General features: G+C 41.0%; 14 protein-coding genes and 1 pseudogene. 6 read left to right on the top strand and 9 right to left on the bottom strand.

The features are described from left to right. Window positions 1-15: 15 nt before the first annotated feature. A complete protein-coding gene (locus tag B4C48_RS08660; RefSeq protein ID WP_291355569.1) occupies window positions 16-417 on the bottom strand; it encodes a DoxX-like family protein in 402 nt (133 codons plus the stop codon). Continuing rightward, window positions 407-880, bottom strand: coding sequence for a thiol-disulfide oxidoreductase DCC family protein (locus B4C48_RS08655; RefSeq protein ID WP_414631504.1), 474 nt, complete (start codon window positions 878-880; stop codon window positions 407-409). The genes B4C48_RS08660 and B4C48_RS08655 overlap by 11 nt, the downstream gene beginning before the upstream one ends. 377 nt (window positions 881-1,257) lie before the next feature. Here B4C48_RS08655 and B4C48_RS08650 point away from each other — a divergent pair. Then, window positions 1,258-1,389, top strand: a pseudogene (locus tag B4C48_RS08650) (catalase-peroxidase 2); the annotation flags it as partial. Between the two features lie 126 nt (window positions 1,390-1,515). On the opposite strand, the gene B4C48_RS08645 reads toward B4C48_RS08650, so the two are convergent. From B4C48_RS08645 to B4C48_RS08630, 4 genes are all read right to left on the bottom strand, one after another. Next, a complete protein-coding gene (locus B4C48_RS08645; protein ID WP_291355567.1) occupies window positions 1,516-2,298 on the bottom strand; it encodes a hypothetical protein in 783 nt (260 codons plus the stop codon). Window positions 2,299-2,339: 41 nt separating this feature from the next. Next, on the bottom strand, window positions 2,340-2,630 hold the full coding sequence (locus B4C48_RS08640; protein WP_291355565.1) for a DUF4258 domain-containing protein: 291 nt from the start codon (window positions 2,628-2,630) through the stop codon (window positions 2,340-2,342). Next, window positions 2,623-3,555: a hypothetical protein gene (locus B4C48_RS08635; RefSeq protein ID WP_291355563.1), complete on the bottom strand. Its 933-nt coding sequence runs from the start codon at window positions 3,553-3,555 to the stop codon at window positions 2,623-2,625. Before B4C48_RS08635 ends, B4C48_RS08640 begins: the two co-directional genes overlap by 8 nt. 289 nt (window positions 3,556-3,844) lie before the next feature. Continuing rightward, window positions 3,845-4,480 carry a TetR/AcrR family transcriptional regulator gene (locus B4C48_RS08630; RefSeq protein ID WP_291355561.1) on the bottom strand — a complete coding sequence of 212 codons (636 nt, stop codon included), beginning with the start codon at window positions 4,478-4,480 and terminating at the stop codon, window positions 3,845-3,847. 94 nt (window positions 4,481-4,574) lie between these two features. Between B4C48_RS08630 and B4C48_RS08625 the strand changes: the two genes are divergently transcribed. The 3 genes from B4C48_RS08625 (at window position 4,575) to B4C48_RS08615 (ending at window position 7,279) form a co-directional block, all read left to right on the top strand. Beyond that, window positions 4,575-6,254 carry an acyl-CoA dehydrogenase family protein gene (locus B4C48_RS08625; RefSeq protein WP_291355559.1) on the top strand — a complete coding sequence of 560 codons (1,680 nt, stop codon included), beginning with the start codon at window positions 4,575-4,577 and terminating at the stop codon, window positions 6,252-6,254. Window positions 6,255-6,549: 295 nt separating this feature from the next. Further along, window positions 6,550-6,930 (top strand): YkvA family protein, encoded by a 381-nt coding sequence (locus B4C48_RS08620; RefSeq protein WP_291355558.1) that lies wholly within the window; start codon window positions 6,550-6,552, stop codon window positions 6,928-6,930. Window positions 6,931-7,093: 163 nt separating this feature from the next. Continuing rightward, window positions 7,094-7,279, top strand: a complete 186-nt coding sequence (locus tag B4C48_RS08615) for a DUF7230 family protein (protein ID WP_291355556.1) — start codon at window positions 7,094-7,096, stop codon at window positions 7,277-7,279. 12 nt (window positions 7,280-7,291) lie between these two features. Here B4C48_RS08615 and ptsP read toward each other — a convergent pair whose 3' ends face one another. Continuing rightward, a complete protein-coding gene (gene ptsP, locus B4C48_RS08610; RefSeq protein ID WP_291355554.1) occupies window positions 7,292-9,589 on the bottom strand; it encodes a phosphoenolpyruvate--protein phosphotransferase in 2,298 nt (765 codons plus the stop codon). Between the two features lie 82 nt (window positions 9,590-9,671). Next, window positions 9,672-10,154, bottom strand: coding sequence for an RNA pyrophosphohydrolase (locus B4C48_RS08605; RefSeq protein WP_291355553.1), 483 nt, complete (start codon window positions 10,152-10,154; stop codon window positions 9,672-9,674). Between the two features lie 182 nt (window positions 10,155-10,336). Between B4C48_RS08605 and B4C48_RS08600 the strand changes: the two genes are divergently transcribed. Both B4C48_RS08600 and B4C48_RS08595 read left to right on the top strand, forming a co-directional pair. Next, window positions 10,337-10,987 carry an HAD family hydrolase gene (locus B4C48_RS08600; RefSeq protein ID WP_291355551.1) on the top strand — a complete coding sequence of 217 codons (651 nt, stop codon included), beginning with the start codon at window positions 10,337-10,339 and terminating at the stop codon, window positions 10,985-10,987. Window positions 10,988-11,266: 279 nt separating this feature from the next. Continuing rightward, window positions 11,267-11,512 carry a DUF2789 domain-containing protein gene (locus B4C48_RS08595; RefSeq protein WP_291355549.1) on the top strand — a complete coding sequence of 82 codons (246 nt, stop codon included), beginning with the start codon at window positions 11,267-11,269 and terminating at the stop codon, window positions 11,510-11,512. 54 nt (window positions 11,513-11,566) lie between these two features. On the opposite strand, the gene ovoA is transcribed toward B4C48_RS08595, so the two are convergent. After that, window positions 11,567-13,753 (bottom strand): 5-histidylcysteine sulfoxide synthase, encoded by a 2,187-nt coding sequence (gene ovoA / locus B4C48_RS08590; RefSeq protein WP_291355547.1) that lies wholly within the window; start codon window positions 13,751-13,753, stop codon window positions 11,567-11,569. Window positions 13,754-13,773: the final 20 nt, after the last annotated feature.

Genomic DNA, 13,773 nt, shown 5'->3' with positions numbered 1-13,773 from the left:
TTAAAGATGACAGTTTTAAGCTGACTGTTGGCTCAGCCTTAACAGTTGAATGGCCAGCATTGAAAGGGCGATCAGGGCAATATTCATCACCACTGGATTAAATGCAGTGGTGAGTTGCAAGGGATTTGTGACCATAATCAGCACCAATAATCCACTCAAGCCCAAGATATTCAGCTGATGGATAAGAATGGCTCTTTGCCAAAGCAGAAAACTACAGCCAAACATCATTTCAATGATGCCCGAGAGGGCAACGCCTATTTTTGCCAGATGAAGCTCTAAACCCATGCTCTGCCAGATGGCGATTTCAGCAGCCGACTGAAACACAATTTTGGGTATCAAACCCTGATAAATCCAAAGTGCAGCAAGCGTGATCTGAATGAGCTGAAGCGGTTTTTCTAATGGAAGCTTATGGTTCACGAATGGCCTGTTCCAGAAAATGCTGTCGGTTTCCAGCAGAATGGATTAAGCATTGATTAGTTTGACCAAACAACCAATAACGGTTGAGTGCGACACGGCGGTAGAGAAAATCCCGGATGGGGCGCGGGATGAAATAGCCTGCATTCATCAATGAGAAAGGCAGTCCTAATTGCTGCATAACTTTGAGTAAAGCGGTTGATTCAGTGTACAGCTGTCCATTCAGAATCACCACCATGGTGGTGTAGTGCATGGTGGACATGCCGTAATAGTGCAGAATTTGTTCACCCAATGCCGATTGTGCGGAAACCAGTTTAAATTTTGCCTGTCGATCATGCTTGATCAGAAATTTTGCCCAACCATTACAAATCACACAGACAGCGTCAAACAAGACAATGTTATGCTTTTGAATTATTGTGGCGATGTGATGGGTCATGACCGGATTTATTCTGGCTTGTTTTAGCATCACTATAGCAAACTCTTTCTGATAAAAAATATCATTTAAAAAGTCAAAGCATGCTTCTTTTTTTCATGGATTGAACATGCGGTTTTTAAATTTTTAGCTCATCTTTTGCAGGTCAAATAATTCTGCCTTTAAACCGACCTTGGAATAGGCTTTTTCGATCATTTTCATTCATATAACTTGTTTTGTATTGTCATAAAAAACAGATATTTTGCTAATAGATTAAATATTTTTAAACGGTTTCTCACAATAATCATTTGACTGTGGATTACACTTTGACTGATGCGGAAGTGGCAGATTTAAAAGCACAATTATTAAATAGTGGTTTAACTTCTGCTGAACTGATTGCAACTGCATGGGATAGCGCTCGTACCTTCCGTGGTTCTAACTCGATTCTGCGCTCTTACGCAGAAGTGTATGCGCAAGACGACAACAAAGAAAAATTTGTGAGAGACTTTATTGCTGCATGGACAAAAGTAATGAATGCAGACCGTTTTGATATGAAGAAATAATTTCACTGATTTAGCTTAGAAAAAACCGCCTTGAGGGGCGGTTTTTTATAGACTTCAATATGTTGATATTATTTGATTTATAAGCTTAGTTGCGTATAAAGCTTATTGTGTTAATTTTAGAGATTATTAAATTTTAACTTTCGCCAATTTTTCTAAAATTTCACTTTTTGCCTTATCTAATAATTTAGGGTTAGTCTTAACTGATAAAAGTTCTTTTTGTTTATTTCCCATAAAATAAGCGATACGTTCGGCATTAGCACCTGATGGATGAGGTAAGCCAGATAAAACCTGATCACTGTTTAACAAACCTTCTTTAACCAAGCTATCAAAAACTTTGCATACTTTTGGACCTAGCGGAATATATAATGCATTAGGTAATTGACGAATTTCTTCTTTTAAATACTTATCAATTAAATCGACCATAAGGGGATGTTTTATCATATTAGGGGTAGAACCACTATAATCTTGCCCATCTACAAAAACTGGATGACGTAAAACAGAAGTTGTATGAACTAAATGTGCATTTGTATTAAATAAAGAATCTGTACTTTTAATACCAAGTTTTTTATCTAGACCAATATAATCTAATAATTGCACTAGGTTTTTTCTTAATGTTCCGCTAAAAGCTCCTTCTACTTTAGCATTTTTTAAAATTTCATTAGTGGAAAGCCCTTTTTTAATAGAATTTTCTACTGAAATAAGAGCATTCAATAATTGCGTTTTACCAGGTGTTATTCCAACTAAAACAACTTTGGCGTTCGGTGTAAGATAGTCAAACGGGATGTAATAGCTTTCTACAGCTCCATCTTTCGCAATTCTCAAAGATTCTAACTGTTCCAATGTTGTATCAGATTTTATAACAACTTTTTTTAAGGCAGAAGCCATCTCTGAGTAAGATTTAGTACCCATATATTCCTCGTAAATAATTTATTGAATGGATTTAGCTTTAGTTAGTAACTTAAATAACTATTGAAATTATAAGTAGAAATAATATTTCCATTATCAGCAACAACAGTTACCCCACCTTTGTCTAAAACTTTTAATGCTGTCTTCCTTAATTTCCGTAATTGCATAATTTTCAGATCAATCATTGATATTTCATCCTTTATATTCTTTTGATTTGTAAAATATTTATCACCATCTATTTCACCAAAAAGAATAGTAAAATCAATCATATCTTTAGTAATGCCGCGTTGCTTCATCCGCTTATTACTATGGCGAGTTGTATTGAAACTATGCATCTTTCATTCCTCTAATTTTTTCTAACTCCGAAGAAAAAAACACTCTCATAACACAATTTAAAAATTCGTTTTCATCTATGTAATAAGCATTTGCAAGAATAGATACTGTGTTTAATGGCAAATCAAAAAAACCATTTTCTAATTCAACAACTGTTTTTTTATCAAAAAGATAGTGTTTAGTTTGAAATACTTTCAGATCGAATAAAGCCCCTAAACTTTCTCTCTTTTCTTTTAAAAAGTAACCAAATTCTGGGGCTGTTTTCACTTCATTTAAGGATTGACTATTCTTTTTGATTAAGCCTTTGGTAGGTATAAAACCTCGTTTTGTGCTTAACCATAATTTAATGGCATTAAAATCAAAATCTCCTGAATCACCATTAAAAAAACCTTGTGAATGAGCATTTTTTACAGTTCGCTCATCTAGATCAGCCATGAGTGCAATAACTTTGAATTTATCCAAATCACAAATAAAATGATTTGAATCCTGTTCACCATCTATTCCAAATCTTAAAAGTGCGAGATCTACAATTACGCGTGTATTAGGAGAAATAGGTGAAAAGTCGCTATGAATATGTTGAAGATAGATATTTACATCTTCAACAATATCACTCCAATGTTCAGAAGTCGGAATACCATTTACCGCATATTCATATAGAGTTAGACATGCATTACAAATAAATGTATTCATAAAAGTCTGCTTCGCAACTTTTTGTAGTTCTTCATCAAGACTGTACAAACTAGGTTGATGTATAATTTCAGAGGATTCTGGAGGTAAACCAAATAGTTTATCTGTGCTCCCTTTTAGATAATCATCTGAATAATTTTCCGTAATAATCTGATGAAGATATGAAGCCTCAAATATATTCGATAAATAAGACTCTAAGCTTATAATTTTATTATCTAATTCAAAACAACTTAATAACATAATGTTTTTTTCCAGAAAAAATCACAAATTTAATAATTGGAATAATACATGATTTTTTTTGTTTGTCAAAAATATTTATGATTTTTTCTTGAAAATTTCATGATTAATTTTGATGCTTTATTTAATATAATGGTCTTTATACAAACTGCACGTGTACATTAATTTAAAAATCAAATATTTAAAATTATTACCACAACACAAAAATGCGAAAAATCCAGGTTGGAAACAAGTCGGCTTTTTTTATGAGCGGCTTTGATATGTTTTGCCAACCAAAAATGGATCTTTAACTTCAAAAAAAAACATTTTTATTAAAAATTAAGTTAATTGAAGTTTGAATAATATCGTTCTCCAACTCATCCCACTCGACAAACTCAGGCTCCATCAACAACGTCTGCGACACAAAGCCATAGCAGACCCGTTGCACATTTAAACTCATCCGTTTGAGCTGTCCAGCATCCTGAATAAAAGGTGCAAGAATGTTTTGCCACATTTGCATCATCATTTTGTAACTCTTACGGTAACTCTCAATATTGGAAATTTGACGTTCCAGCAAAAAGGTCTGTGCCCATAGAAACTGCTGTGCTTGAATCTGCTCAAGCTGAAAATGAATCACCTGTCTTAAATAATCATCCAGAGCCATATCTGTGGATAACTTGATCAGGCTTTGTGCATAAGTTTTTAAGTCCTCAGCATTGTTTTTCACATGTCGGTGAATGGTCAGCGCAACCAAATCTTCTTTCTTGGAAAAATATTCATAGAACGTGCCCAAGCCTACACCGGCCAAATCGGTAATCTCGCGAATGGTAATGTCATGTGCAGCACGCTCATGCAAAAGCCGAACAAAACTGTCCTGCAAGGCTTCCTGAGTCAGCTTGGCTCTGGACTGACGCGGCTTACGCCGTACTTGAATCTGTGGATTTTTCATAAAACTCTTGATCAAACAAAGCCGAACATGCTGTGGCTATTTTTTCTCTATACTGGAATGAAAAGCCCAGAACAACAAGCAGGAAATATAGACGATGAATACATCGAACCAGTTATCAAATCAGACATGGATGACCCATCAGATCAGCAACCAGTTTGACGAACTGCAAGACTACAACCTGTTTGAAACAGACACCGTATTAAAAGAAATTTTGCACCGTTACGGCAGTCAGGATCAGGCCACCTTGTCGCAGATGGGGAAAGTGGTGGGATCAGCCGAGTATTATCAATATGCCGATTTAGCCAATAAACACACCCCCATTTTGCATGCCTTCGATGCGCGCGGTCGCCGTAAAGACTATATTGAATTTCATCCTGCATGGCATCAATGGATGGCTTTAAACCGCAAATTTGACAGCCATGCTCATCCATTTAATCATACAGAATCATCTGCCAAATGGGTGGAGTGGGCAGCACGTTTTTACTTAAGCGGACAGGTGGAATCTGGCAGTTTATGCCCGACTTCGATGACGCTTGGCAGTATTCCGCTGATTCAGCGTGAACCTGAACTATGGGCAAAAATAGGCGAGAAACTGCTATCTACCGAATACGATGAACGTGACCTGCCAATAGCCCAGAAGAAATCGATTTGGCTCGGGATGGGCATGACCGAAAAGCAGGGCGGTTCGGATGTGCGTGCCAATGAGACACTGGCTGTACCTGTCGCTGAGTCAGGTCGTGGCAAGGCTTATTTACTGACTGGACATAAATGGTTTTTTTCTGCGCCGATGTGTGATGCACATTTGGTGGTAGCGAAAACCGAGCAAGATGGCTTGGCCTGTTTCTTTGTGCCGCGCTGGCTGGAAGATGGCACGAAAAACAATATTCATGTGCAGCGTCTAAAAGAGAAAGTCGGTAACCGCAGCAACTCTAGTTCCGAAGTCGAATTTAAGGATGCCTGGGGCATCATGATTGGCGAAGCAGGACGCGGCATTCCGACCATTATTGAAATGGCGAACTACACCCGCTTAACCTGTTCGGTCGGCAGTAGCGCGATGCTGCGTCAGGCTCTAGTGCAATGTATTGCCTATACTCGTCAGCGTAAGGCTTTTGGAAAACACTTGGCCGAACAGCCTTTGATGCGTGCTGTGTTGGCAGATTTAGCTTTGGAAACAGAAGCTGCGATGCAACTCAGTTTCCATCTGGCACATTGTTATGAATCGGATGATGCTCTGTCTCTGGCATGGAAAAGAATCATGACACCTGCTTCCAAGTTTTGGATTTGCAAACGTGCAGTTGAGCTGACCGGTGAGATGATGGAAGTCTTTGGCGGCAATGGTTATGTCGATAACGGTATCATGGCACGCATATTCAAAGAAGCTCCGGTGAATACCATTTGGGAAGGGTCGGGTAATGTCATGTGTCTGGATGTACTGCGTGCAATTGCACGAGAACCTGAATCCATTGAAGTGCTGTTTAAAGATTTGGCATCGACTGTGATGCAAGATGAAACGCTGAAAAATGAATTACAAAACCTGTTTAAACTATTCCAAAAATCGCCTGAAGAACTGCAGTTTATGGGGCGCAGTCTGGTCAGTCGTCTGGTGATTTTAGCGCAAGCAGTGTTGTTGAAACGTTATGCCCCGGATTACGTGGCCGATGCTTTTATTCAAACGCGTTATAGCGAATTTCATGGCCGAGTGGTCGGTATGATTGAAGCGAAGCAGGTAGATGTGGAAAGATTGCTAGAGCGGGTTTTAGCTCACGTTAACTGATATTGTCATGATAAAAGTCCTTCTCTTGCGCCATCTATGGCTCAGGGAGAAGGCGTGGGATGAGGGCAGGGGATGAAAATATTAATTAAAAGTCTCTCACTTGAGTACTTAAAATATATTTTGTGAATTTTTGAAATGAGAAAAACCCTTTCATAAATTTATTTTTTATTGTGATGATCAAGGAAAGTAGAGCTTCAGCTACTTACACGAACATAAGCTTGAAACTGGAAAATTTATATTCATTTAAGAAAATTTATTTAATATGTTTTAGAAATTTTTGATGATCACTACCTGTATGTATCAACAAATTAAACAATGGGCCAAAGCACTTAAAAAAGAGATTGTGGTCGTTTGGCTGGTAGCTAAACATGAGCGAACACCTGTCTGGATCAAACTACTGGCACTGATGATTGCGGCATATGCGCTATCACCGATTGATCTGATTCCCGATTTTATTCCAGTGCTGGGCTATCTGGATGATCTTATTATTGTGCCCTTGGGGCTGCTATTGGTGATTAAGCTTACGCCAAAAGAAATTATAGACGATTGCAGAATTCGTGCCTCGCTATTGGCGGAACGGCCTGTCAATCGCTGGGCGGCAGGCGTGATCATTTTAATCTGGTTGCTCTTGCTCTGCTATTTGGCCATGCATTTTTTCAATATGCATACATTGTAAGAACTGGTTGATCTAAAGACTAAGAATAATAGATTAAGTATTTGAAATTATTATTTTTTATATAAACTGTATCGCACGGTAAAAACCGCTTGAATTCTGTGCAAAAAAGCGTAATATCAGCTTACTGTCCAATCTGGATAGTGAATGAAAACAGGTGAGTAAAATGGCAAAGAAAAAAGGATTGCCAGAGGTTGTGGTTCACAACTTTGTGGCAAAACACATGCATGAGGTCAACAAAAGCCAAGTCTTTGTGGACCGCAAGAAAAATGCAAAACGTGGCTATGATAAGCACAAAAAAGGGAGATACTCAAATGACTATCTCTCTTTTTATTTCACTGTATTTTCTTAGATCTGAATAGAATTAAGCGCCTACAATACGGGTTGCAGATTTCACCATATCCCCCAGGCCATGGGTCTTGAAGTAATACTCCATCCAGCTTTTCACCATCAGTGGATTACTCATTTTTAATACACGTTCCAGCTGTTCCTGCGCATCGGTCATTGGAACATGACAAATCGCTTTACGCACCCGCAAAATATTGCTAGAACTCATCGACAGGGTATTAAAGCCCATCGCCATCAGCAGTACAGCCGCCAATGGGTCGCCAGCCATTTCTCCACAAATACTAATCGGTTTATCATATTTATGACATTCCTGAACCAGACGGGTCAAGGCGCGTAAAACCGCAGGATGGAAATGCGAATACACATTGGCAACTCGAGGATTATTACGGTCGACTGCCAGTAAATACTGGGTCAAGTCATTGGAACCGACCGAGAAGAAATCCACCAGCTCAGAAAACTCTTCAATCTGTAACAGCACACTCGGTACTTCAACCATAATGCCGATTTTTGGCTTGGTAATTTTAACTTGTTCTTCTTCCTGAACTGCGGCCCAGTCTCGATCCAGTAGATATAAAGCTTCTTCTACTTCACTGACACTGGTGATCATTGGCAGTAAAATGTGCAAGTTATTCAGACCAATACTGGCTTTGAGCATGGCACGAATTTGTGCAGAAAAAATTTCAGGATGATCTAAAGTAAAACGGATGCCGCGCCAGCCCAGCGCCGAGTTTTCTTCTTCAATGGAGAAATAAGGTAAATCCTTATCTGCACCAATGTCGAGAGTCCGCATCACCACAGGTTTATTGGCAAAGTGACTGAGCTGCTGGCGGTAAATGGCACGCTGTTCTTCTTCGCCGGGGAAGCGGTCACGTAGCATAAACGGAATTTCAGAACGATATAAACCTACGCCTTTAGCGCCACGTTGTACCCCACGTACCACATCAATCATCAAGCCCGTGTTCACAAACAGTTTAACGGCAACTCCATCCGGCGTAATCGCATCTTTGGTCTCGTATTGCTTTAAGTCTTTAGCAAGCTGTTCTTCTTCTTTCTGAATTTCTTTATAACGGCTACGCAAACGGCGAGGCGGATTAATAAACACACGTCCCTGATGAGCATCGACAATCATCTCGACATCATCCAAGGTATTAATCGGCAGTTCAGTGACACCAACCACAGTAGGAATGCCCAGCGCACGTGCCACAATCACCATATGCGAGTTCATGGCACCTTCGGTGGTGACAATCGCAGCAATTTTATCGACCGGTAATTCAACCAGGGCTGCCGTTGAAATTTCTTCCCCAATCAGAATACTTTCATCAGTCAGTTCGCGATGGCTGGCATCGGCTTCCTGTAAAAATGCCAGAATGCGACGTCCGAGATCTTTCAGGTCGGAAACACGTTCGCGTAGATAATCGTCTTCCATTTGTGCAAACAGGGCAATGTGATTATCAATGACATTTCTGACTGCACCTTGTGCCCAGTTACCATCGCGGATTTCAGCTTTAATTTCAGAAGGTAAAGCATTTTCATCCAGCATGCGCAAGAACACGCTAAATAGGGCGCGTTCTTCTGCCATTAAGGCATCTTGCATTTTTTCATCAAGGGATTGAATTTCCTGACGCACCGCATTCAGCGCATGATCAAGCAGTTCCAGTTCTTCACTGATGTCATCCGCTTCACGGTCAGGTACAGCCGCCAAATCTGCAGGCGGATAGAGAATGACGGCACGCCCTAAGGCAATGCCGCCTGAACCTGAAACACCCTGGAAGGTTTTATAAGCGGGAAGGTTGCTTGGCTTGCGGAATACATCGATATTGCCGACCGCATGAGCATGGGCAATTACACCGGAAAGCTGGGCACACAGCGTGACCAGGAACGATTCGGCAGCTTCACTAAAATCTTGAGATTCTTTATTTTGTACCACCAGAACGCCCATCACTTTACGGCGGTACATGACAGGAACGCCAAGAAAAGAATTATAAATTTCTTCCCCGGTTTCAGGCAGGTACATAAAGCGTTCATGCTTCGGTGCATTGTCCAGATTGACGATTTCTTCGCGTTGACCTACCAGTCCGACCAGACCTTCACTAGTATGTAAAGAAACGTGCCCGACAGCTTCAGGATTTAATCCTTTAGACGCCATGAGCAGATAACGCTGGTTACGTTCATCAAGCAGGTAAATGGAGCAGACATCTACATGCATGGCTTCAGCAACCTGATTGACCATGATGTCGAGTGATTCATGCAAACTGGTGGACGCATTGATTTCCTGCACAATGCGTCTTAAGGTGTCCAGTTGCATATTCGACATAAAATCTGCTCCACAATAAGTTTAAAACTGTTTTTATTTATAACAACTTGCTACTAAAAAATCTGCCTTTTCATGCAATTTTTTATACCTGGATGGAAGGTAACTGATGACACAGTTCTACCATCGCCTTTCGGTATACATCGCGTTTAAAATTCACGACCTGGCCTAATGGGTACCAATAACTTACCCATTGCCACTGGTCAAACTCAGGTGGGTCAGACAAATCCAGCTGAATATTTTTTGCTGGTGCTGTCAGCTTCAGTAAAAACCACTTCTGTTTTTGACCAATACACACCGGGTCTGAATCCGAGCGTATATACCGTTGCGGCAAACGATAACGCAGCCAACCTTTTGTTTGCGCTACAATTTGAACATGTTCGGGCAATAAACCAACTTCTTCTCTCAGCTCACGGTAAAGTGCCTGTTCGGGGGATTCTCCATACTGGATCCCTCCTTGTGGAAATTGCCAAGCATTGTGTCCAATGCGTTTTGCCCATAAAACTTGTCCAATGTCGTTTGCCAAAATGATCCCGACATTCGGTCGGAAACCTTCTGAGTCGATCATTTGGCTACCTAAATTTTGTGTAATGTATGACTTTTTCTACGGGGATTGTTATTTCTATATCCATCTCGAAAAAAAGCACAGCTTAAATGTTAAAAATTGCTATGATCTTAACGAATTTCTATCGACTAGCGGAGATAGATTTACAATTTTTTTCTTAAATTGCAGTTTTTACGAGTATTTTCATGAAATTGGCTTTATTTGACCTCGACCACACCCTACTCAATACCGATTCAGATTATTCATGGGGTGAGTTTTTAGTAAACGAAGGTTTAGTCGATCCAATCCGACATCGTCAAATGAATGACAAATTTTATGAGGACTATAAAGCAGGGCAACTTGACCCGATTGCCTATAACGAATTTGTATTTGAGTTTTTAACCCAGCATGACAATCAATATTTGACCGAATTACATGAATTGTTCATGAAAAAAGTGATTCGTCCACAAATGCGCCCTGAAGGTTTTGCTGCCATTGAAAAGCACCGCGATGCCGGACATGAGCTGGTCGGGATTACTGCAACGTCTGATTTTATTACTGCGCCTATTTTTCACGAGTTTGGCATTACTGAAATTATTGCCACCAATGCAGAAATGGTAAATGGTAAATATACCGGTAAAGTCATCAATACCGCGTGCTATCAAAAAGGTAAATTGATTCGCTTGGAACAATGGCTTGAAGGCCGTAATATTGATGAATCATGGGCATACTCAGATTCATTCAATGACCGTTTCTTATTGGAATATGCCGATCATGCCATTGCGGTCAATCCGGACGAGCGTCTAGAGACTTTAGCCAAAGCGCAAAACTGGGAAATTCAGGACTGGTCGATTTAGCCTGTTTTTTTGAGTGAGGGCAGAGTCGTGAGGAATATCGTGGCTCTGCCTATTTTAGACGTTAAAAATAAAAAAAAGAAAAATAAAACTGTGCTGAAATTCTTCCATTTTTCAGGGAGATTGCAACCGATTTGCTGAACCGGGTTGCATGTTTGATACCGACTATGCAAGCATAAAATAACCCTTACTATCATTATGCCTTTGTCGTATATTAGAAATGAAAATCATGGCTGGTACTGATAAAAAATTAAACTTTAGCGGGAAGAACGGGAGATCAAAATGAGCCAAACACGTCCAAGAATGACCAATCTTTTTGAGCAGCTGGGACTAGACTCCAGTGAAGAAGCGATCGCCCTGTTTATTGCCACACATCAACTGAATGCTCATACCAAAATTACTGAAGCAGAATTTTGGACTGATGCACAGCGCCAGTTTTTAGCAGAAAAGCTAAAGTCCGATGGCTCATGGGCGATTATTGTCGACCAGCTGAATGAATCTTTGCATGAAGATTCAGTGACTCAATAAAGATTAAAACCGAAAAAGCCAATCAGCAGATTGGCTTTTTTTTTGGAAAGTGCTTTATCTCACCCGTTTCCATAGTGTTACTTGAGACAAGGTATGCTGATACTTACGCGCGGTTTCACGTATGACAAAGGCGACATCCTGAGGTTCAGCGAGCATTTCAAAATGCGCTTGTAACAGTTCAGTCATGCCCTCCAGCGTAGTGAAGTTTTCGCCATCTTTTTTAAAACCGCCGAGCCATTCATGGCGCGCCGTATGTTCTTCTAGCCAGGTATAAGGGGAGGTCAGCATTAAAATGCCGCCCAGAGTTAAGCGTTGATGAATAGAGGCTAAAAAATCTTTCGGATGATGCAGGCGGTCAATCAAATTGGCAGCCAGAATAAAATTGTAATTGCTAAAGTGCGGTTTTAAATTGCAGGCATCGGCCTGAAAAAACTCCACTCGATTCGCATGTGCATCCAGCCCCAGTTCTTTTAAGTTGCAGGCTTGATATTCGACCAGTTCACCTTCAACAGGCAGGGTATAACGTAGCGTTTCGCCTTGCGCCAGTTGTGCCGCTTGCTGAATAAAGCGTGCGGAAAAATCTAGTCCTGTGACCTGATTAAAATAAGCTGCCAGTTCAAAGCTGGCACGACCTGTGGCACATCCGATATCTAATGCCTTCTCGGTCGCAATATCCTTAAAATAAGGCCGTGCAAGGTGAATCAGGCTTTGGGCAAAATTGGGGACATTAAAATATTCTGCACCGTACTGAAATTCCAAATATTGCGAGATCATCTGGTCAGTTTCATACTGCGATTGAAACTGCTTCAGCTCTTGGGAGGCGGCAACATAGCGGAATCCAGCATGCTGGAAGAAATGCCGGCGGAAGGCATAACGTGAACTATGCAAAGCTTCATTGCCAGCCGAAATCCAGGAACCACCTTTGATTAAATTATGTTGCCCGTCAAAAGTTGGGGTGCTGAAATCATCATAGATCGGATGCACCTGAAAACCGTCAAAAGGGTAAATCGGAGTTTCAGTCCATTGCCAGACATTGCCCTGAATATCAAAGAAATCGCCTTGCTGAAAATGATTGACCGGGCAGGGACTGGTGCCATATTTCAGTTCGATATTGGCCTGTTCAGGACTAGGTAGCTCAGGATCTAAACCTGCCACGTCGTAAAGCCGATACCACTCATCTTCTGTGGGCAAGCGAATGTTTTGACCGGTTTTTTCGGCTTTCCACTGACAAAAAGCTTTGGCTTCAAGATAATTCACTTCGACCGGCCAGTCCCAAGGCATGGAAATTTCTTCCAGCATAATACGCAGTAACCAGCCTTCCGGGGTTTTTCGCCAAAAACTGGGATGCACAGCTTGCGAAAATTTCAGCCAAGCTTGTCCTTCTGCGGTCCAGTAACGATCGGTTGCATACCCGCCATCTTCGACAAAACTCAAGAATGCCTGATTGGACACCAGATGTTGTGAAGCCTCAAAAGCGGGAACATCCACCTGATGCAGGCCATATTCATTGTCCCAGCCATAAAAGCTACTGTTGAAATTTTTGTTCAGACGGACTTGTCCTGCAGGCACAGCAAGCAGGACATTTTCTGGAGCAACTCCAGTCATAACCTTGGCACGCCACTGCGGATGATTGTAGACATAGTCCAGCTGGTGCTGGCGAATCAGCACTGATGATGTTTCAAGATGAATCCGCTCATGTTCAATCCCCATGATGATCGACCACCACGGATGGTTCCAGTCCAGCGGTAAAGTAAGAGGCGCATGTTCAAGCAGATTCAGTACCAGTGTCCGTACCTGCGTACGATAAGCACGGACTTCGTCTACACTCGGCCAGTCATAATGCTGCTCATTCAAGTCATCCCAGCTCATTTCATCGACCCCGACAGCAAAAATACTTTCCAGCTGCGGGTTCAAACGTTCACGAATCAGTTTGCTCAGAAGCAGTTTATTGATAAAAAAGGTCGCCGTATGACCAAAATAAAAAATCAGCGGATGGCGTAAGGAAATGGACTGGAGGTAATAGGCTTCATCATTTTTTAGACAGTCAAACAGCCGTTCATAGCTGTCGAACGTATTGAGGAAATAATCACGCAAAGTATGTCGTGCAGTTGCTTCGTCAGGAAAATTTAAATGAGGAGTCGGCAGCAACGTAATTTTCGCATTTTGCCACACGCCGGAATGATGAGTAGAAGCTACAGATTGGTCTTTTTGAGATAGTACAGATAATGAATCCCTCAACATAGGGTCACACTCCATCGATT

The organism is Acinetobacter sp. UBA3106, from assembly GCA_002365595.1.
Lineage (GTDB): Bacteria > Pseudomonadota > Gammaproteobacteria > Pseudomonadales > Moraxellaceae > Acinetobacter.
Note: the sequence above shows the minus strand (reverse complement) of the source record. Positions and strands in the feature narration are given on the sequence as shown.